General features: G+C 44.0%; 21 protein-coding genes and 1 tRNA gene. 3 read left to right on the forward strand and 19 right to left on the reverse strand.

Translation table 11 applies throughout. The features are described from left to right. The first annotated feature begins 5 nt into the window (after positions 1–5). Positions 6–95 carry an IS3 family transposase gene (locus IR135_RS06910; RefSeq protein ID WP_416212699.1) on the forward strand — a complete coding sequence of 30 codons (90 nt, stop codon included), beginning with the start codon at positions 6–8 and terminating at the stop codon, positions 93–95. A 46-nt stretch (positions 96–141) separates the two neighbouring features. Here IR135_RS06910 and IR135_RS06915 read toward each other — a convergent pair whose 3' ends face one another. From IR135_RS06915 to IR135_RS06950, 8 genes are all read right to left on the reverse strand, one after another. Then, the gene (locus tag IR135_RS06915; RefSeq protein ID WP_135097998.1) at positions 142–909 is read right to left on the reverse strand and encodes a trypsin-like peptidase domain-containing protein; all 768 of its coding nucleotides are present in this window, start codon (positions 907–909) and stop codon (positions 142–144) included. A 778-nt stretch (positions 910–1,687) separates the two neighbouring features. Further along, positions 1,688–1,761, reverse strand: a tRNA-Arg gene (locus IR135_RS06920). An 82-nt stretch (positions 1,762–1,843) separates the two neighbouring features. Beyond that, a complete protein-coding gene (locus IR135_RS06925) occupies positions 1,844–2,383 on the reverse strand; it encodes a GNAT family N-acetyltransferase (protein ID WP_135098000.1) in 540 nt (179 codons plus the stop codon). Positions 2,384–2,401: 18 nt separating this feature from the next. Further along, positions 2,402–2,887: a metallophosphoesterase family protein gene (locus IR135_RS06930; protein WP_135098002.1), complete on the reverse strand. Its 486-nt coding sequence runs from the start codon at positions 2,885–2,887 to the stop codon at positions 2,402–2,404. 12 nt (positions 2,888–2,899) lie between these two features. Next, positions 2,900–3,490, reverse strand: a complete 591-nt coding sequence (locus tag IR135_RS06935) for an XTP/dITP diphosphatase (RefSeq protein WP_115884185.1) — start codon at positions 3,488–3,490, stop codon at positions 2,900–2,902. Then, on the reverse strand, positions 3,490–4,299 hold the full coding sequence (murI, locus tag IR135_RS06940) for a glutamate racemase (RefSeq protein ID WP_135098004.1): 810 nt from the start codon (positions 4,297–4,299) through the stop codon (positions 3,490–3,492). Before murI ends, IR135_RS06935 begins: the two co-directional genes overlap by 1 nt. Then, a complete protein-coding gene (locus tag IR135_RS06945; protein ID WP_135098006.1) occupies positions 4,292–4,735 on the reverse strand; it encodes a MarR family winged helix-turn-helix transcriptional regulator in 444 nt (147 codons plus the stop codon). The genes murI and IR135_RS06945 overlap by 8 nt, the downstream gene beginning before the upstream one ends. Positions 4,736–4,865: 130 nt before the next feature. Beyond that, the gene (locus IR135_RS06950; protein WP_135098008.1) at positions 4,866–5,075 is read right to left on the reverse strand and encodes a hypothetical protein; all 210 of its coding nucleotides are present in this window, start codon (positions 5,073–5,075) and stop codon (positions 4,866–4,868) included. 235 nt (positions 5,076–5,310) lie between these two features. On the opposite strand from IR135_RS06950, the gene IR135_RS06955 reads away from it, so the two are divergent. Beyond that, a complete protein-coding gene (locus IR135_RS06955) occupies positions 5,311–5,721 on the forward strand; it encodes a hypothetical protein (protein WP_135098010.1) in 411 nt (136 codons plus the stop codon). Between the two features lie 3 nt (positions 5,722–5,724). Here IR135_RS06955 and sdhB read toward each other — a convergent pair whose 3' ends face one another. The 9 genes from sdhB to zapA all read right to left on the reverse strand — a co-directional run bounded on the left by sdhB (position 5,725) and on the right by zapA (position 16,198). Continuing rightward, positions 5,725–6,504, reverse strand: coding sequence for a succinate dehydrogenase iron-sulfur subunit (gene sdhB / locus IR135_RS06960; RefSeq protein WP_135098012.1), 780 nt, complete (start codon positions 6,502–6,504; stop codon positions 5,725–5,727). Between the two features lie 23 nt (positions 6,505–6,527). Further along, positions 6,528–8,279, reverse strand: a complete 1,752-nt coding sequence (sdhA, locus tag IR135_RS06965; protein WP_135098014.1) for a succinate dehydrogenase flavoprotein subunit — start codon at positions 8,277–8,279, stop codon at positions 6,528–6,530. Positions 8,280–8,293: 14 nt separating this feature from the next. Further along, the gene (locus IR135_RS06970; protein ID WP_135098016.1) at positions 8,294–8,905 is read right to left on the reverse strand and encodes a succinate dehydrogenase cytochrome b558 subunit; all 612 of its coding nucleotides are present in this window, start codon (positions 8,903–8,905) and stop codon (positions 8,294–8,296) included. A gap of 113 nt (positions 8,906–9,018) precedes the next feature. After that, positions 9,019–10,794: an excinuclease ABC subunit UvrC gene (uvrC, locus tag IR135_RS06975; RefSeq protein ID WP_135098018.1), complete on the reverse strand. Its 1,776-nt coding sequence runs from the start codon at positions 10,792–10,794 to the stop codon at positions 9,019–9,021. A 50-nt stretch (positions 10,795–10,844) separates the two neighbouring features. Further along, the gene (trxA, locus tag IR135_RS06980) at positions 10,845–11,159 is read right to left on the reverse strand and encodes a thioredoxin (protein WP_115884176.1); all 315 of its coding nucleotides are present in this window, start codon (positions 11,157–11,159) and stop codon (positions 10,845–10,847) included. Positions 11,160–11,336: 177 nt separating this feature from the next. Then, positions 11,337–13,664, reverse strand: a complete 2,328-nt coding sequence (locus IR135_RS06985) for an endonuclease MutS2 (RefSeq protein WP_135098020.1) — start codon at positions 13,662–13,664, stop codon at positions 11,337–11,339. Further along, a complete protein-coding gene (gene polX, locus IR135_RS06990; protein WP_135098022.1) occupies positions 13,657–15,369 on the reverse strand; it encodes a DNA polymerase/3'-5' exonuclease PolX in 1,713 nt (570 codons plus the stop codon). The genes IR135_RS06985 and polX overlap by 8 nt, the downstream gene beginning before the upstream one ends. A gap of 28 nt (positions 15,370–15,397) precedes the next feature. Then, positions 15,398–15,931, reverse strand: a complete 534-nt coding sequence (locus tag IR135_RS06995; protein WP_135098024.1) for a CvpA family protein — start codon at positions 15,929–15,931, stop codon at positions 15,398–15,400. 3 nt (positions 15,932–15,934) lie between these two features. Then, complete coding sequence (gene zapA / locus IR135_RS07000; protein ID WP_135098026.1) at positions 15,935–16,198, reverse strand: cell division protein ZapA; 264 nt, start codon at positions 16,196–16,198, stop codon at positions 15,935–15,937. A 195-nt stretch (positions 16,199–16,393) separates the two neighbouring features. Here zapA and IR135_RS07005 point away from each other — a divergent pair, with 195 nt between their 5' ends. After that, positions 16,394–16,819 carry a hypothetical protein gene (locus IR135_RS07005; protein ID WP_135098028.1) on the forward strand — a complete coding sequence of 142 codons (426 nt, stop codon included), beginning with the start codon at positions 16,394–16,396 and terminating at the stop codon, positions 16,817–16,819. A 134-nt stretch (positions 16,820–16,953) separates the two neighbouring features. On the opposite strand, the gene pheT is transcribed toward IR135_RS07005, so the two are convergent. Both pheT and pheS read right to left on the reverse strand, forming a co-directional pair. Then, positions 16,954–19,356: a phenylalanine--tRNA ligase subunit beta gene (gene pheT, locus IR135_RS07010; RefSeq protein ID WP_135098030.1), complete on the reverse strand. Its 2,403-nt coding sequence runs from the start codon at positions 19,354–19,356 to the stop codon at positions 16,954–16,956. Further along, complete coding sequence (pheS, locus tag IR135_RS07015) at positions 19,343–20,407, reverse strand: phenylalanine--tRNA ligase subunit alpha (protein ID WP_135098032.1); 1,065 nt, start codon at positions 20,405–20,407, stop codon at positions 19,343–19,345. The genes pheT and pheS overlap by 14 nt, the downstream gene beginning before the upstream one ends. Between the last annotated feature and the right edge of the window lie 193 nt (positions 20,408–20,600).

Below are 20,600 nucleotides of genomic sequence, written 5' to 3' on the forward strand. Positions count from 1 at the left end.
AGTACATTAATTATTATAATAAATATAGAATCAAGACAAAATTAAAAGGCATGTCTCCTGAACAATTCAGGAAACATACCTTGAAATCAGCCTAAATCCAAAAGTTCAACTTTTGGGTAGCACGTCATTAAGCGCTCTTTTTTAATCTATATCATTTCCAGTTAAATCTTTGTATAAATCAGCAATTTTTTTCTTAATATCCTTTAAGGCTTTGACATCAATACCTATAGATAAAGTCAAATTATCTCGAAGATTCAGTTCTTCATTTATTATTGGTGCATAGCCGGATGATAAAATTCCTATTAAATTCATATTATGATTCTTCAAATCTAATGCGTATATAGGAGAACCACTATTCCCTCCGTGGGAGTCTACATTTAAAACCATATCAATTACATCATTATATTTATGACTAGGAGGATAAGCGAATTTTCCAGTGTAAATGAATGGATGATACGATTTGTGCTCTGACAATCCCTTTGGGTAACCAATTATCATAGCATCGGAAAAAAAGTTTATATTTCTCTCATATCCAATTATGCTTTCGTCAATATAACTAACATTGAGAGATATTCCATTGTCTTTCATCAAATTATTATAATGTCCCATAAGTAACATACATAAATCTTTTGTTTCGTGTCTGATAATGAATTGTTCGACATCCTGATCCAATACAATTTTTTCTTTTTTAACAGTATCATTTCCCGCTTCTTTATAAATAGTTACTGTTTTAATATCTTTTAATACATGGTTATTAGTAACCATGACGGGAGTTATACTAGAGTCATTTCTTAACGAAACAAAAAAACCTGTACCTCTACTAATGTTTCCATTGTTATGAACGACTTCTAGTAATGCAACTGATTCAAAAAGTTCTATCATTTTATTATCTACTGTATTCTCATTCATTATATAACACTCCTTTAATAGTAGTATACATTTAATTTAATTCTAATTTTCATTTTCTTTTCATATATCTGTAACTGTTATTATCCACATTATGAAGGTTACGAAGTCGAATCAATGAAAGAATCATAAGATGGCGAGTCAACGATTAGCATCGCATCAGGAGCACTACATGCTTCTGTCAATGGAAATATTATTGAGTAGAGGTACTATATCATAATAAGTAGTAATGACGAAGACGATGAGAAAATCGAATCTCATAATTTATATTTTAACAGCGAATGGAGCGCGTTTCTGTAATTTAAATAGCTGACTCGTAAAGACACCTTCAATCCACACAGACTAAAATTCCAGACACCAAAACAAAGACTGTAAATCGTTATGTAAAAGTGTCAGCTGAAGATATAAGATTTTTTAGACATAGTTTCGAAAAACTTAATGTTGGGTGAAACAGATCGTTTGGAGTATCGAATAACACAGTGAATAAAACATTAAGCGTGTTCAAGAAGAAATTAGTGTCGAAGATAAATACATACTGCACAAATTAAGGCAAACGCATGTTTAATAGCTATTTAGCAGAAACGTCGATGTGAAATGCATTTCAAAGCGCTTAAGATATGCTTATGTTAGCATCATATTGAAAATTTATACACACGTGATAAAAAGCATGAATAGGTGGAAGAATCGAAAATACAAGAATTTTTGGCAAAAAACTGGCACTGTATAATAAAAGAAGTCCTTACACCGTATGTGGCGTAAGGACTTCCTCGTTTTGAATCGACGTCCTGGGAGGGATTCGAACCCCCGACCGATGCCTTAGAAGGGCATTGCTCTATCCAGCTGAGCTACCAGGACTTAATTAACACAATAGTTATTATAACCAGAGCGCATAGTGAAAGTCAATGCATTTTTTGGTTTTTTTAATATAATGTTAATTTTACGTTAACCACTCTGTTTTTAAGAGACGATAAAGCGCGCAGTCATGGTAATGGTCGTATAAAAAATCATAATCCTTCATAACCGCTTCCTGGGTAAAATTCAGCCGTTCCGGAATTTTTCTGCTTTTTATATTCTCTGTTCCCGCTATAATTTCTATCCGGTGCAGGCCGATTTCCTGAAAGCCGTAGTTGACTAATCCTTCTACAGCTTTTGACATCGTCCCTGTACCGGTATATTTTTCGGCGAGCCAGTAGCCGATCTGACCGCGCCTGCTGAGTCCGTCAATCGTGTTGAAACCGCAAGTGCCTGCGAGTTCTCCCTGATAATACACTCCGAGCGTTAAGGCCGACCGGGCATCGTTCGTTTCGATCCACTCTTTGATAATCGGTCCGTACTGCTCCGGCGTCTTCATAAAGTCCACCCAGGGCAGCCATTCACGGAGCTGGACTCTGTTCTCATCAATCAGGTTAAACATTTCTTTTCTTTCATTTACTTGAACCTGTTTCAGTTCCAGATCTTCATTAATTTTGATTTTCATGCTGCAAATCCCCCTTTTTTAGCTGCCGAGGTTAAATTCATCCATCAGCTTATGCTTCCGGCTGTAGTACGAGGCGATTTGTGTATCCGTGTCGATGACTAAATAGCTTTCCGGATACTCATTTCTTGAAGACGTAATGCTGCCGGGGTTTATCGCGTAAACGCCATTGATTTTCTCGATTTTAGCTACATGGGAATGCCCGTATAGCGCATATTTTGCGCCAGTTTCCGCCGCTTTTTCCGCGAGGGTATGACGGTCAGATTTAATGCCGAACAGGTGGCCGTGCGTATAAAACATGCCTGCTTCTTCTAAAAGTCCCGTTTCAGGATAAGTGTCATCGCGGTCAGTATTGCCAAGAACGCGCAGAAATTTTTCCATGTCCGGGTCGTCATATGGAAATTCACTGTCGCCGAGATGAATCGCCGCGTCGGGTTTTACCGTGTCATACACTTCAGTTAAAATATTTCTTTCACTGTGATTGTCGCTAATGACTAAAACTCTCATCTGTAAATCCCCCTATTTTTTTAACTTGTCGAATGCTTTCGTATCATTCATTAATTTTTCGAGTGCTTTCCCTCTATGACTGATTTCCCCTTTTTCTTCGGAAGTAATCTCGCCGAGGTAAATTCCCTTCAGCGTTTTAAACAGAGGATCGTAGCCGAAGCCTTTATCGCCATGCGGTTCATGTAAAATTTCACCGGCTAAAGTGCCTTCATAAGTAAGCGTTTCTTCTCCCGGAATCGATAAAGCGAGCACACATGTGAAATATGCAGCTCTGTTGTCGATGCCTTCCAGCTCTTCGAGCAGTTTTTGATTGTTCTTTTCATCTGTCGCACCTTCGCCTGAATAGCGTGCAGAATATACGCCCGGTCTACCCTCCAGCGCTTCCACCGACAGGCCCGAATCATCGCTCACGACTGGCAGGTTTAATGCTTCTTTAGCTGCTTCGGATTTTAAAATCGCGTTCTCTCTGAAAGTCGTCCCGGTTTCTTCAACTTCAAATTCCGGTAATAATTCTTTGATGCCGACAACTTCGAAGCCTTCAAATATTGCTTTAAAGTCGTTAATTTTTCCCTGGTTTCCGCTTGCTATAACTATTTTTGTCATTAATAACTCTCCTGTAATAAAATATTTTCGATGCTGTAATCTATATTCGGAATCCAGCTGTTCATTACCTTTTCAAAACGCTGATTCTCTCCGTGGATAAAGATCTTATGAACCGGTGATTTGTTATCCGCTGTCAGCAGTTTCTTCTTATGCAGCTGCACCAGCGCAACCGACACCGTTTCAAATCCCGCATCGATAATATGCTTTTCTCCCTTAAAAAACTCATCGATATACTTTTCGATAATCGGGAAATGCGTACACCCGAGAATGACCGTATCCGCCTTAATCTCTCTGTAGGGCGCGAGTTTTTCTGCCACGGTCCGTCTTGTAATATCCGGATTTTCATAATCCAGGCTTTCGATCAGCGTCACAAATTCCGGACAGGCCAGATTGTGAATTTTTACATCTTGATCAAAACTTAAAATGCCCTGCTCATAGGCGCCGGATTTTATCGTGCCTTCGGTCGCTAAAAGCAGGATTTCGTTATTATCGCTCTTTCTGAGCGCACCGAGGGAACCCGGATTGATTACCCCGTAAACCGGAATATCAATTTCATCGCGGAGCTCCGGCATCACTGCCGCCGTCGCCGTATTGCAGGCGATAATGACGGCTTTGACGCCTTTATTAATTAAAAACTCCACGGCCTCTGCCGTGTAGCGTTTAACATCCTCCTGACTTTTCGGTCCGTACGGACAGTGCAGGCTGTCCGCAAAATAATACACTTCCTCGCTCGGCAGGGCGTGAATAATTTCCTTCATTACCGTCAGCCCGCCGACCCCCGAATCCATAATGCCTATCGGTTTATTCATATGTTATTCTCTCGCTTTCCCTGAGAACATGCTCCAGTGCTGCAGGCAGAATTTTACGTTCTGCTTCATCCAGGTTCGCCGTAATCTTCGCAATATAATCGATCCGTTTATCGATGACCTGCTGGATAATCTCCCTGCCTTTTTCCTCCATGCTCACAAGCACGAGGCGTTTATCCTTATCGGAACGGTCACGTCTCACGTAATTGCCGCTCTCGAGTTTATCGACAATATCCGTCGTCGTCGAGTGCGCAAGGTACAGTCTCGTCGCAAGTTCGCCGATGGTAATGCCGTCCTTGTCGCCCACCCACTGCAGCGCAACAAACTGGAGCGGCGAAATATCATGATGCTTTAGAATTTCCCTGCCGTTCACCCGGACATGCGACGCGATGTAGCGCAACGATTTTTCAATTGATTTAGTCTCCTGCTCATCATACATAGTAGCCAGTCCCCTTAAACATCCTTTATCAATATAATAACGTAAATCGAAAGAAAAAAATAGGAAGATGGGCGGATGCGTTTGGTGCGGATGGTGAAAATGAATAAGAGCAGACATCGCGGTCTGCTCTTTAATAAAACTTCTGCTTAAATTCTTCATCTAATTTGCGGCGGGTTCTGATTGACGTAACGGTGAAAAATATTAAGGCCGCTGCGAGAATTGCAATTATAAAATACAAGATATTTCCTATCGGATTGTTGAATAAGAAAGGTATCGAGATGATCAGCAGAGCCCCTGTTATGGACATACCTATAATTGAATAGGATAATTTCATAATCATTGCGGAATCACGCCCTTATTTTGGAATGAGGTGGTTCTTTATGAAAATAGTACCGCAGATTGGTGTGGAAATACAGGCGTATGGGGGAATTTTGCATTGGTCTGCTGATTTTTATCGATACTAATGCGTTTGGGGGTTAGATATGCATTAGTGAGCTCGTTTTCCTTATAACTAATACAAAAACGTGCAAGGTGACGATAAAAAAGATGACCTTGCTCATTATGAAGGCGAAAACGTGCAAGGTGGCGACAAAAACGATGACCTTGCTCATTATGAAGGCAGAAACGTGCAATGTGGCGATAAAAACGATGACCTTGCTCATTATGAGGGCAAAAACGTGCAAGGTGGCGACAAAAACAACGACCTTGCTCATTACAAAGACAAAAACGTGCAAGGTGGCGATAAAAACAACGACCTTGCTCATTACGAAGACAAAAACGTGCAAGGTGGCGACAAAAACAACGACTTTGCTCATTACGAAGACAGAAACGTGCAAGGTGGCGACAAAAACAACGACCTTGCTCATTATGAGGGCAGAAACGTGCAAGGTGGCGACAAAAACGACGACCTTGCTCATCACATGGACAAAAACTCCTCAAACAAAAAAGACCCCCGCATCAGCGGGGATCTCGCCTTACCAGTATAAATATTAGTTAACTTCGTGGTCACTTCCGAAGAATGATTTGAACATGTGGAATGTTGTTTCGCGCTGCATTGATGCGATTGATGTCGTTAAAGGAATACCTTTTGGACATGCTTCGACACAGTTTTGCGCCATTCCGCATTCTGCGATGCCGCCTGTACCCATTAGTGCATCTAGTCTTTCGTTTTTAGACATGCTGCCTGTCGGGTGAAGGTTGAACAGACGCACTTGTGAAATTGGTGCTGCGCCCATGAAATTAGATTTGCTGTTAACGTTCGGACAAACTTCTAAACATACACCGCAAGACATACATTTAGATAATTCATACGCGATCTGACGTTTTTTCTCAGGCATTCTAGGTCCTGGTCCAAGGTCGTAAGTACCATCGATCGGCACCCAAGCCTGGACGCGTTTTAAGTTATCGAACATGAATGAACGGTCTACCTGCAGGTCTCTCACTATAGGGAAAGTGCTCATCGGTTCTAATTTAATCGGCTGCTCATACTGGTCAACGAGCGCAGTACATGACTGGCGCGCCGTGCCGTTGATAACCATTGAACATGCGCCGCAGACTTCTTCAAGACAGCTCGCGTCCCATGTTACCGGTGTTGTTTTCTGACCTTTTGCGTTGACCGGGTTTCTTTGAATTTCCATAAGCGCACTGATGATATTCATATTCGGACGGTATGGAATTTCGAACTCTTCCCAGTAACTGCTAGTTTCCGGATTTTCCTGGCGTTTGATACTTAGCTTTATTGTTTTTGTTTCAGTTGCTGTAGTACTCATTTTTATTTAGCCATCCCCTTCTACTAATGTTTAGTTGAATAGTCACGAATACGCGGCGGAATCAGGCTCACGTCAACGTCTTCGTATTCGAATCTCGGTGCTTCAGCCGGTCCTTCGTAGTATGCTTTAGTCGTTTTCAGCCATTCTTCGTCGTTGCGGTCCGGGAATTCCGGTTTGAAGTGTGCACCGCGCGATTCGTTTCTGTTGTATGCGCCGATAGTAATCACGCGCGCAAGGACAAGCATATTCCATAACTGGCGTGTAAAGAAGGCCGCCTGGTTACTCCATTTCTTAGTATCGTTAATGTTGATTTGTTTGTAGCGCTCCATTAACTCTAAGATTTTCTTGTCAGTTTCAAGCAATTTATCGTTATGACGAACTACTGTTACGTTAGCTGTCATGATTTCACCAAGTTCTCTGTGAATTACATAAGCGTTTTCCGTACCGTCCATCGCAAGGATGTTGTCGAATTTCTCCTGCTCAGCCTGAGCATGTCTCTCGTAAACTGACTCATCAAGATCCTGGTAGGAAGTCTCAAGTGTCTTCACGTATTCCATCGCTTTCGGTCCTGCAACCATACCGCCGTAAATTGCTGACAGCAGTGAGTTCGCACCTAAGCGGTTCCCGCCGTGCTGTGAGTAATCACATTCGCCCGCTGCAAACAGCCCTGGAATCGTTGTCATCTGATCGTAGTCTACATACAGACCGCCCATCGAGTAGTGTACCGCCGGGAAAATCTTCATCGGTACTTTACGCGGGTCGTCGCCTGTAAATTTCTCGTAGATTTCAATAATTCCGCCGAGTTTTACATCGAGTTCATGTGCATCTTTATGTGATAAATCAAGATAAACCATGTTTTCGCCGTTAATGCCGAGTTTCTGGTTCACACACACGTCAAAGATTTCACGTGTTGCGATATCGCGGGGTACGAGGTTACCGTAGTCCGGATATTTTTCTTCGAGGAAGTACCATGGCTTGCCGTCTTTATAAGTCCAGACACGTCCGCCTTCTCCGCGTGCTGATTCACTCATCAGACGGAGTTTATCGTCTCCCGGGATTGCTGTCGGGTGAATCTGAATGAATTCACCGTTTGCGTATACTGCACCCTGCTGATAAACGATCGATGCCGCTGATCCTGTGTTGATCATCGAGTTCGTCGATTTACCAAAGATAATACCAGGGCCGCCCGTCGCCATAATCACAGCGTCAGCTTTAAAGGTTTTAATTTCACCGCTTGTAATTTCCTGAGCTGTAATACCGCGTGCTTTGCCTTCATCGTCTACGACAACACCGAGGAATTCCCATCCTTCGTACTTGTCGACCTGTCCTTTAACTTCAAAGCTCCTCACCTGCTCATCGAGCGCGTACAGAAGCTGCTGGCCAGTAGTTGCACCTGCGTAAGCTGTACGGTGGTGAAGCGTTCCGCCGAAACGTCTGAAGTCAAGCAGACCTTCAGGCGTTCTGTTGAACATTACACCCATGCGGTCAAGAAGATGGATAATCTTCGGCGCTGCTTCTGTCATTGCCTTAACCGGAGGCTGGTTTGCTAAAAAGTCTCCACCGTATACAGTATCGTCAAAGTGAATCAGCGGTGAGTCGCCTTCACCTTTCGTGTTTACTGCCCCGTTAATTCCGCCTTGTGCACACACCGAGTGTGAACGTTTAACCGGAACGATTGAAAATAGATCTATATTCGCACCAGATTCTGCTGCTTTGATCGTTGCCATCAACCCTGCGAGTCCCCCGCCGACAACGATTACTTTATTATCCGCCATTATTTACACTCCTTTTATACAAACGCAAAAATTGCCATTACTCCAATTGTAGAAATTATTAAGAAAATTAAAATTGCAATGTAGCTCATAACCTGCTGTGATTTGTCGGACTGCGTAATACCCCATGTAATCATGAACGTCCATAAACCGTTTGCAAAATGGAATACCGTTGCAACCACACCGACAATCCAGAATACAAGCCAGAATGGATTTGCAACAATCTGTTCAACCATCTGGAAGTTTACTTCTTCACCTAAAAAGACTTGAATACGAGTCTGGTAAACGTGCACCGCGATGAAGATAAACGCCACAACACCGGAAATTCTTTGAAGCAGGAACATCCAGTTGCGGTATGTTCCGTATCTGCCCACATTATTTTTAGCAGTAAAAGCGATATAAATACCGTAGATACCGTGGAACAGAATTGGTAAGTAAATGATGAAAATTTCAAGCAGAATAACGAACGGCAGGTTACCCATAATACCTGCAGCGAAGTTAAATGCTTCTTCACTGTATGTAGCGGTAAAGTTCACGAGCAAGTGCTGGATTAAAAATACCCCCAGCGGAATAACTCCGAGCAATGAATGTAATCTGCGAATGTAAAAACCTGAATCTTGATTCGACACAAAAGACCCCCCTAACTATTTGTCAACAAACTTTAACTCTTATTTTACCCGTAATAATTTTACAAATCAAGATACCGTTTAATCTTTTACACTTTTCTTTTACATTCGTAGCCTTACGCCTGTTCATTCAGTTTCTCAACTATATTTTCCGCTACATTTTTCGGAATTCCTATCTCTGTGAAGTCGCTCACATTCTTTTCCTTCATCCTTTTGATTGAACCAAATTTTGAAAGTAACTTTCGTTTCCGGGTCGGTCCGACCCCTTCGATATTATCCAGCTGGGACACAATTGACGTTTTCCGGCGCGTATTCCGGTGAAATGAAATTGCAAATCGGTGTACTTCGTCCTGAATCCGCTGGAGAAGATAGAAACTCTGCGAGTTCTTTTTCATCGGGACAATTTCCGCCGGATCTCCGTAGAGCAGTTCCGCCGTCGAGTGTTTGTCATTTTTCGCAAGACCTGCCACCGGAATATCGAGCGACAGTTCGTTCAAGAGCACCCCTTTAACCGTATTCATATGGCCGACTCCCCCGTCAACAATAATCAGATCAGGAAGCGGCAGCCGTTCTTTTAAGACGCGCGTGTAGCGGCGTCTGACCGCTTCAGCCATCGAGGCATAGTCATCCGGCCCTTTGACCGTTTTAATTTTATATTTGCGGTAGTCCTTCTTCGAAGGTTTCCCGTCGATAAAGGACACCATCACGCTGACCGGGTCCACACCTTGAATATTTGAGTTGTCGAACGCTTCGATGCGGCGCGGTGTTTCGATATTCATAACGTCGCCGAGGGTCTCGATCGCTTTAATCGTCCGCTCTTCATCGCGCGCAATCATTTCGAATTTATTTTCGATGGCGATGCCGGCATTTTTAATCGCAAGATCCACCATTTCGCGTTTTGCCCCGCGCGCCGGTGCTTTCACTTTTGCCGGCAGCGCTTCGTCCAGCAGCGAGACGTTAAATTCTTTAGGAATATGCACTTCTTTCGGCATCAGATTCGAATTCAAATCGTAAAACTGTACGATAAATCTAAAGAACTCTTCCTCCGCTGAGTCATTCATCGGGAACATTTCCGCTTTTTTCTCGATTAATTTACCGCTTCTGATAAAGAGCACCGATACCGACATCCAGCCGTTATCCACCGCGTAGCCGAAACAGTCGCGCGCGGTCATATCGGCTGTCAGCATGTTCTGCTTCAGCATAGTATTTTCAATATGCCCCATCAGATCCCGGTATTCTTTCGCTTTCTCAAATTCGAGCTCTTCAGCAGCTGCCTGCATTTTTTCTTTCAGTTCCGCCATTACCTCGTCAGTTTCGCCGTTTAAAAAGTTTGTGATGCCGTCTATCATCTTCTGGTTTTGTTCGTCTGTAACGTTAAACACACAAGGACCGAGACATTGGCCGATATGATAGTACAGACAGAGTTTATCCGGCATGACGTTGCATTTTCTGAGCGGATATATACGATCCAGCAGCTTTTTCGTTTCATGCGCGCTGTAGGCGTTCGGGTAAGGTCCGAAAAACTTGCCGGTTTTCGGTTTTACCGTCCGCGTGACAACCAGCTTAGGATGTTTTTCCTTCGTAATTTTAATGAAAGGATAGCTTTTATCATCTTTCAGCAGGATGTTGTATCTCGGCAGATGTTTTTTAATTAAAGTATTTTCCAGGAGGAGCGATTCGACTTCCGACTGCGTAACGATAAAATCGAAATCGACGATATCGGCTACGAGCCGCATCGTTTTCTCATCATGCGCGCCGGTGAAGTACGAACGCACCCTGTTTCGCAGGTTTTTCGCCTTGCCCACATAAATAATTTCACCATCGCTGTTTTTCATTAAGTAACAGCCGGGTTCAACAGGCAGGACTGATAGTTTCAATTTAAGTTCAGACATGATTCATCCCTTCTTCATAAAAAAAGCCGCCTCAATGGCGGCTTTAAAATTTAAGCATGTTTTTCTATTAATGCAGCAAGTTGTTCTTTAGGCTGGAATCCAACTACTTTGTCAACAGGCTCGCCGTCTTTGAAAAGAATTAAAGTTGGAATACTCATTACTTCGTACTCGCTTGCTGTAGCTTGGTTTTCATCAACATTTAATTTAGCAATATTAGCTTTGCCTTCAACTTCAGGCGCTAATTCTTCAAGGATTGGAGCGATCATTTTACAAGGCCCGCACCATGGTGCCCAAAAGTCTACTAATGTAATTCCACTACCAATTTCTTCTTTAAATCCTGCGTCGTTCACTTCAATAATAGCCATCTAAAACTACCTCCATATTTGTAATGATTTCATTATACAACAATTCAATTTGTCACTCAACGGTATTGCTTAGGCGAAATATATCAGGTAAACAATGCCGCTTATAAACATTATCACACTGATAACAATAAGTACTTTCGCAAGTTTATACATATCAAAGTTATCCACCGGGATCACCTACTTCATTTCGACTATCGTTACGCCGAAGCCGCCTTCACTCGGCATGCCGCCCCGGAAGGAAGCTACTTTCGGATGGCGTTTTAAATACTGCTGCACACCTTTTTGCAGGGCGCCGGTGCCTTTTCCGTGAATAATCTCGACATCTGCGTAGTTCGACAGAAGCACCTGGTCAAGATAGTGCTCGAGACGAATTAAAGCATCTTCATAACGCTCGCCGCGAAGATCAAGCGTTCGGCTGACCTGGGTCTTATTCTGCCGGATGGTCACCGGTTTTTCAGCTTTTTTCGCTTTTCTTTTCTTCACTTCTGACTTGTCGAGCTTCATCTTAATAATACCCATCTGCACAGTGACTTCATCGCCGTTAAGACCGATGATTTCACCTTTCTGTCCGTAAGTCAGCACATCGACTTCATCGCCGGTCTGCAGGGTTTCTTCTTTTTCATTGCGGATGTCTTTTTTAATGTCACGCGCGTAATAACTGTCGGATAATTCTTTTTTAGCCTTGATGAGTTCGTGTTCCTGAATGCTGTCCGCACCAAGCTCCTTCATCATTTCAAGCTCTTTAATAATTTCCGCCGCTTCAAGTTCCCGCTGTTTAACGATGCGGTTCGCTTCATCTTCAGCGTTCTTAATTAATTTATCTTTAAAGTTGGTAAACTGCTCATTCGATTCTTTCAGTTCCTTCTGCAGTTTTTCAGCTTCTCTCAGCAGCTCCTGTGTATCCTGCTCGTGCTCGCGCGCAAGTGTTGTGTGGCGCTCGAGTGCTGTAATCATTTCGTTGACTTCCATGTTATCGCGGCCCGTGAGCTTCCGTGCCCGGTCAATTACACTGGTGCTAAGGCCAAGCTTCTCGGAAATTTCAAAGGCATTTGATTTACCCGGAATGCCCATTAACAGTCTGTAGGTCGGCGATAAAGTGCTCACGTCGAACTCGACACTCGCATTGATAACATCTTCGCGCGTATAGCTAAACGATTTCAGCTGAGGATAATGCGTCGTTGAAATAATTTTTGACTGTTTTTCGAGCAGGTATTCAATAATGCTGATGGCGAGTGCAGCACCTTCTTCAGGGTCTGTGCCCGCGCCGAGCTCATCCAGAATAACCAGCGAATCGCTGTCAACGCGCTTTAAAATGTCAGCGATATTTACCATATGGCTTGAGAAAGTCGACAGTGACTGCTCGATCGACTGCTCGTCACCGATATCTGCATAGACATTTTTAAAGACTGAAATCTCAGAGCCGTCGCGGGCAGGAATCGGAATACCGGCCTGCGCCATTAAGACGGATAAGCCGACTGTTTTAATCGTTACTGTTTTACCGCCGGTATTCGGTCCGGTAATAATAACGGCTTTTGTTTCCGGTTCGACGACGATATCATTTTTCACGACCGTATCACTGTCGATTAAAGGATGGAAGGCACCGATTAAACGGATGCTTTCATCATCTGCAATCAGCGGTTTCGTTCCTTTAATATGCGCACCGTATTTCGCTTTCGCAAAGACGAAATCAATATGATGCAGATTTATATTATGTTCATATAAATCATGCGCGACTGTGCTGACCTGTTCTGTCAGTTCGCTTAAAATACGGGTGATTTCCGCTTCTTCAGATTCTTTTAAGCGCGTAATATTATTCGTCATATCAACGATTGCTGTCGGTTCGACATAAATCGTCTGTCCGCTCTGTGACGAGTCGTGGATAATGCCTTTAAATTCGCTCCGGTAATCCACATTGACCGGAATCACATAGCGGCCGTTCCGCATGGTGATAATACTGTCGGAGAGCTTGCGCTGATTTTTTCTGACGATATCGTTTAAGCGTTCGCGGATTTTCTGTTCTTCCGCACCGATCCTCCTTCTAATACGGAGAAGTTCAGGTGACGCGTGGTCAAGGACAGTTACTTCATCGACAGTTTCCGTTATACGCTTGTAGAGAAAATGAATGTCTTCAAGTTCTGCGATATACGGTTTAATATTCGGCAGAAAGATTTCATCTTCTTCAAAAGCGTTCACGAGACCCGCTAACATATGCTTTCTGTTTAAAAGCGATTTAATTTTATTAAAATCGCTCACGCCTAAAATGCTTCCGATTTCCGCCCGCTTGACGAAGGGTTTAATGTCGCTGATCCCTCCGAGTTCAACGTGGCGGTAACGGAGCATAGCCGAGGCATCGTCAACTTCTTCTATATTTTTAACTACTGTAGCTAAGTCAGTTTCGACGATTGAAAAATTCAGTTTCTCTTTCGTCTTATCGCTGACTGCAAATGTTCTGACGGATTCGAGAATTTTATCGAATTCCAGTTTGGTGAATGTTTTGTCATTCATTTATATCACTCTGCTTACCTTTTTTAATAAATGCTTTAAATTCTTCCCTTGTGCATGTGTTCAATACCTGCGATTTTTTCACGAAGGCTTTCTGCAGCGTAGCCACGCCGTACTTCATAAAGTCGAAATGATCGGTATGGTGTGCATCGGTGTTGACTGTAAACATAACATCGCGGTTATGAATGACTTCTGAAGACAGATCAAGACGCTGCGGATTGGCGTTAATTTCAAGCACCGTATTTGTCTTCTGTGCATAAAGAAACAAGTCGTCCATATTTACCGGATACCCGTCCCGAACGCCGATTAAGCGCCCCGTCGGATGAGCTATGTGCCGCACGTAAGGATTATCCATCGCCGTTTTCAGACGGTGCATAATTTGTTCTTCAGACTGCTGGAAACTCGAATGAATGGCGGCAATGACGTAATCCAGTTTTTGTAATATTTCGTCTGAATAGTCGAGTGTGCCGTCGGCTAAAATATCCATTTCAGTACCGCTGTAAACGTCGATATCATCATATTCCGCATCGATCTCCCTGATTTCTTCGAGCTGCTGAAGCAGACGTTCGTCGCTTAAGCCGTTGGCCACCCGCAGACTTTTCGAGTGATCGGTAATCACGATATATTCATAGCCTTTTTGCCTTGCCGCCTCTACCATATCCCTCACACTGTAGGCGCCGTCGCTGTAGACGGTATGCATGTGCAGGTCTCCTTTAATATCTTCCGGTTTAACGATTTCTTTAATGCCGATATCGGTTTCCTTGCCCGTTTCCCGCATAGCCGGCGGAATATAAGGCAGGTCGAAGTGTTCGTAGAACTCTCTTTCCGTGCTGAAAGTTTTTACGCCCTCTTTTGTTTCAACGCCGTATTCGCTTATTTTTTCACCGCGCGCTTTCGCGATTTGGCGCATTTTTACGTTATGGTCTTTTGAACCTGTGAAATGCTGCAGCGTTGAAATATATTCTTCGCCGTTTACAAACCTGAAATCGACGTTAATCTGTTCGAAATCGTGCTCGATTTCAATCGACAGTTTCTTATCGCCCCGGGACACTACATCTGTTACGAAACTCTGGCTGACCATCGTTTCGGTAAACAGTTCATAATCTTCCACTTTGACGATAAAATCCAAATCTCTCGACGTCTCCTTCGTCCGGCGGCCGCTGCCCGTCATATCGTAGCGTTCGACGCCCGGAATCGTCTCGATGACGTCCGTAATTACTTTTTTAAATTTTAATATACGGGCAAGCGGATAGCGTTCAGGTCTGGTCAGCACCGATTCTATCGATTTTAAAATGTTCTCTTCCGTCTTTTTGCCGAAGCCTGTAAGTGTGCTGACCTTATTAGCTTCGCAGGCCGCTTTTAAATCTTCCAGCGTACTGATGCCGAGTTCGTCGTGAATTTTCGCAATTTTTTTCGGCCCGAGCGTCGGGAGTTTCAGCATGCGGATCAGGCCGCTCGGCACTTTATCTTCTAATTCTTTTAAGACCGATGACTCGCCTGTTTGAACGAACTCAGTAATCACCTCGTTAGTCCCTTTGCCGATACCTTTCAGCGCGCTGAAATCAGGAATTTCCCCGAGGGTTCTTCCGTCAGTTTCTAAAGACGCCGCCGCCTTTCTGTAGGCGGAAACTTTAAAAGGGTTCTCCAAATTCAGTTCCATATATACTGCTATCTTTTCGAGCAGCCTGATTACATCTTTTTTATTCATGTCTACCTCCGAAAAAAGAGCCATATCTCTATGACTCTACTTGTATCCATTCTATTAATTTGTCCGATATTATAAATGTGTGTTCCATTATAAATGAGGCAATGCCCGATTCCGCCAGAGCTTCCTGCAGGGGCAGATAAGGAATCGTTGCAGCGAAAAACAGTATTACAACGATAAAGTACACCGCTTCGATGAGGCCGAGCACTGTACCGGTAATGCTGGTCGCAAGTCCTCCGGTTGTGACCTGCTGGAAATAATCAAATCCGCTAACGATAATCTGAATCACTACTTTGCTGACGATAAAAATAATAAAGAAAGCAAACATATAATAGTAGGCATATTCAAAATTACCGACTTCGCTGAGCACCGGATTCGGATTCTCCTGGGCAGTGGACGGGTACGGCATGATTAAATAAAATCTGCTGCCGAGTGTTTCATAATTTAATGAAGCAATGACGATTGCCGATATTGTACCGAGCAGGTGCATAAACTGGAGTACTGCCCCGCGACGGTAACCGGCAATCAGTCCGATTAATAGTATAAGTAGAAGTATCAAAGTCATAAGCTAGTTCCCTTTTTTAAGCGCGCTGTGTTCTTTTTCCAGCGCCTCGTATTTTTCTTTTAACTTTATATAATCATCCATAATATTACAAGCCGTAAGCACCGCTTTTCTTGTCGTATCGAGCCCCGGACTCTTAGCAGCAATCGCCGTAATATTACTGTCGACCGCATCAGCCACCCGCCTCAGATGGTCCTCATTCTCGCGGCCGACCAGCGTATAATACTCATTGTATATTTTTACAGCAATGCGTGTTTTCTTTCCGCTCATATTACATTGCCCCCATCTCGATAAAATTTCTCACACATTTACCTATTTCAATAGTTTATTATACTTATCCCCTAATGTTAATACAAGGAATTAAAATGGTGCCGGGATTGGGTTTGCGGATGATTTTGATGATAAGTGCAGCTGATTTTTGGGAGTTCTCTCCATTTTGGGGGTTTTTCTTCTTTTTAGTCCTCCATGCTGAGCAAGGTTGACGTTTTAGGAGTGACCTTGCTCGTTTCTGCCTTCATTATGAGCAAGATCATCATTTTTATCGCCACCTTGCTCGTTTTTGCCTTCATTATGAGCAGGGTCATGGTTTTTATCGTCACCTTGCACGTTTTCGTCTTCATTATGAGCAAGGTCATGGTTTTTATCGCTACCTTGCTCGTTTCTGCCTTCATTATGAGCAGGGTCATGGTTTTTATCGTCACCTTGCTCGTTTCTGCCTTCATTATGAGCAAGGTCATCATTTTTATCGCTACCTTACACGTTTTCGGCTTCATTATGAGCAGGGTCATCATTTTTATCGCCACCTTGCTCGTTTCTGCCTTCATTATGAGCAGGGTCATGGTTTTTATCGCCACCTTGCTCGTTTTCATGCATTTGTGTAATCACAAATGACCAGACTAATGCAAAACCGGCCTCAAAACGCATAACCCAGCGCAAAATCTTCATCACTAATGCAAACTGCCCGGCAATTCACCATCCATCAAGCAAAAAAGCAGAGACAAATTTCGTCTCTGCTTCTTTTTATTTTATCCTCTTAATATATAGCCCGCTTCTTTTAAAGCCTCTTCAACAGGAGTGTGAAGTGCTTCGATATCTTTATCGGTGAGCGTTTTTTCCTTGTTTAAATATGTGAGGTGCAGGGCGACAGATTTTTTGCCGTCTGCGATATGCTCGCCTTCGTATACATCAAACGGATAAACGTCCGCTAAATATTTCGGCGCCGCAGTTTTAATTTTCCCGATAATATCAGATACTTGCACGCCGCTTTCAACTTCCAGCGCAACGTCGCGTGACATCGACGGATATTTCGGCAGGAATTCATACAGTATGCTGCCTGTTTTAACGCGCAGTACTTCTGCGAGGTTAATTTCAAAAACTGCCGTCTGGCCGAGGTCATGATCTTCAGCGTACTGCGGGTGCAGTTCGCCTGCGAAGCCGATGACTTTATCGTCCAGATAGACTTCTGCCGTGCGGCCCGGGTGGAGTTCATCGTGTACAGATGACTGTTTGTAAGTTACGCGGTCAACGAGCCCGAGTTTTTCAAACAGTGACTCGAGTACACCTTTTACCGTGTAGAAATCAGACGGCACCGATGTATTCGTCCAGGCAGTCTTATGCTGGTCGCCTGTTACGATACCTGCCAGCATTTCAATTTCATCCGGCAGCTGATCCTGTCCGTTCGTCTTAAAAATTTTGCCGATTTCAAACAGTGACACATTTTTCTGCTGGCGGTTGACGTTGTAAGTCGCGTTATCCACCAGGTGCGGCACAAGTGAATTTCTAAGCACTGCGCGGTCTTCACTCATCGGCATTAACAGTGCGAGTGAATCAGTCAGCGTCGTAAACTCGCCGATGCGCTTTTTGCTGGTGAGCGCGTAGTTAATCGCTTGCGAGAAGCCCTGCGCATTCAGCTGACGTTTAATCACGCGGACTTCTTGCTGCTCATCTGACAGACGCCCCGGTGTAATGACCGAGTATTCAGGCAGTGTGGACGGAATATTATCGTAACCGAAAATACGCGCCACTTCTTCGGAAATATCTTCAGGAATTTTCAAATCGTCGCGGCGTGACGGAATCAGTACGTCAATTGCACCGTCTTTCTCTTCCGCGCCGAGACCCAGTCTTTGCAGTGTCCCGAGAATTTCAGCCACCGTCAGTTCCGTACCGAGACGGTTATTGATAAAGTCCGCGGATGTCTGAATCACACCCGGCTCCAAATCGAGCTGTCCTTCCGATGCAATACCTTTAAGCGTCTTGCCGCCTGCATATTTTTCTAATAAGTATGCTGCGCGGTTTACCGCCGGTAAAATAAATTCGTGCGAGACACCTTTTTCGAAACGCTGTGATGCTTCACTGCGAAGGTTCAGGCGGCTGCTCGCTTTGCGGATTTTAACCGGGTCGAATAAAGCCGACTCAATGACAACGTTCACTGTCTGCTCTGTCACTTCTGAATCCCGGCCGCCCATGACACCGGCGAGAGCGATTGGCACCTCGCCATTCGTAATGACGATATCTTCAGTATTCAGCGTGCGTTCCTTGCCGTCGAGCGTCGTGAACTTCTCGTTTTCACGTGCAAAACGCGTCACGACTTTATCAGAACCGATGCGGTCGCGGTCAAACATATGGAGCGGCTGGCCGTATTCCATTAAGACGTAGTTAGAAATATCAACGACGTTATTAATCGGACGAATCCCCGCTTTAATTAACCGGATCTGCATCCATAACGGCGCAGGTTTAATTTCAACATCGCGCACTTCACGGACTGCGTAAAACGGCACTGCTTCAGCATCTTCGTTTTCAACTGACATTGTCACAAGATCATCAGCTTCAAAAACTGACGCTTCCGGCACTTCAACTTCGCCGCCGAACAGGGCGCGCGTTTCGTATGCTGCGCCGATCATCGACAGTGCATCTTTACGGTTCGGTGTTAAGTCGAATTCAAGCACCTGATCATCCAGATACAAAGCATTAAGCGCATCTTCGCCCGGTGTCTGCTCTGACTTGAACATGAAGATGCCGCCCTGATATTCAGCCGGCACAAATTCTTCTTTTACACCGATTTCTTCTAATGAACAGATCATGCCTTCCGACACTTCACCGCGGAGTTTGGCACGTTTAATTTTAATGCCGCCCGGCAGTCTGCCGCCGACTTTCGAGACGATAACGTAACTGTCTGCCTGCACGTTCGGCGCACCGCAGACAATCTGTGTCGTTTCTTCACCCGTATCTACTTCGCACAAGTTGAGACGGTCCGCTTCAGGATGCGGTTTAACCGACTTCACATAGCCCACAACAAGTTTTTTAATATCTTTTGTGTAATCGATAAGATCGTCCACTTCAATCCCGCCGCGCGTAATAGTTTCAGCAAGTTCATCAGTCGGCACTTTAATATCGATAAACGTCTCCAGCCATTCTCTAGATACTCTCATTTAATTCTCCTCCATCCTCTGTCGGAATAAACTGATCGATAAATCTTAAATCATTCGTGTATAAATGACGGATATCTTCGATACCGTACTTCAGCATGGCTACGCGGTCCGGCCCCATTCCGAAAGCAAATCCGGAATACTCTTTTGAATCGAAGCCTGCCATTTCAAGTACGTTCGGATGCACCATGCCGGCACCGAGAATTTCTATCCAGCCTGTCTGCTTGCAGACGTTGCAGCCCGCGCCTTTACATTTAAAGCATGAAATATCCACTTCAACGCTCGGCTCAGTGAACGGGAAGTAGCTCGGACGAAGACGGACTTCTCTGTCTGCGCCAAAAATTTCTTTCGCAAATAATTCAAGCGTACCTTTTAAGTCGCTGAGATGAATATTTTTATCGACAACGAGGCCTTCAATCTGCGTAAACTGGTGTGAATGCGTCGCGTCATCGCTGTCTCGGCGGTATACTTTTCCGGGACAGATAATTTTAACCGGACCTTCGCCATTTTGCGCTTCAAGCGTGCGCGCCTGCACCGGTGACGTGTGCGTGCGGAGCAGAATCTCTTCGGAAATATAGAAGCTGTCCTGCATATCGCGTGCCGGATGTGACTTCGGCAGATTCAGCGCTTCAAAGTTATAGTAGTCCTGCTCGACTTCATAGCCCTCTTTAATTTCATAACCGAGGCCGATAAAGAAATCCTCGATGTCTTCTACGATGCGGTCAATCGGATTCGAACCGCCGATTTCAAGCGTACGGCCCGGCAGAGTCACGTCGATTGTTTCTTCTGCCAGTTTTTTCTCCATTGCCTGTTTTGACAGTTCAGTTTCAAGTTCGCTGATTTGCTGCTCAATGTGAGTCCGCAGCTCGTTTACTTTTTGACCGTAAGCCGGACGTTCTTCATTAGAAAGATTTTTCATCTCTTTCATTAATCCGGTTACTTTGCCTTTTTTACCTAAATATTCAACGCGTAGATCAGCGAGTGCTTTACTGTTATCGATTGTGCTTAATTTATCGTTAAATTCAAGCTGGATTGTTTCCATCTCCTGTGTCATGCCCGTCACTCCTCATATTTAAAAATATTATTAAAAACAAAAAACTCCATCCTAATAAAAGGACGGAGTTCCGTGGTACCACCTAATTTTCTGCAGCTGCAGACACTTATTGACGTCTATATGGTGACGCGGTCCCAAATACTTCATCAATCAGGTGAACACTGATTAAAACCATACATTAATTTTCAGCTGA

Origin of the sequence: Jeotgalicoccus nanhaiensis (assembly GCF_015235105.1) — a bacterium.
Taxonomy (GTDB): Bacteria; Bacillota; Bacilli; order Staphylococcales; family Salinicoccaceae; genus Jeotgalicoccus; species Jeotgalicoccus nanhaiensis.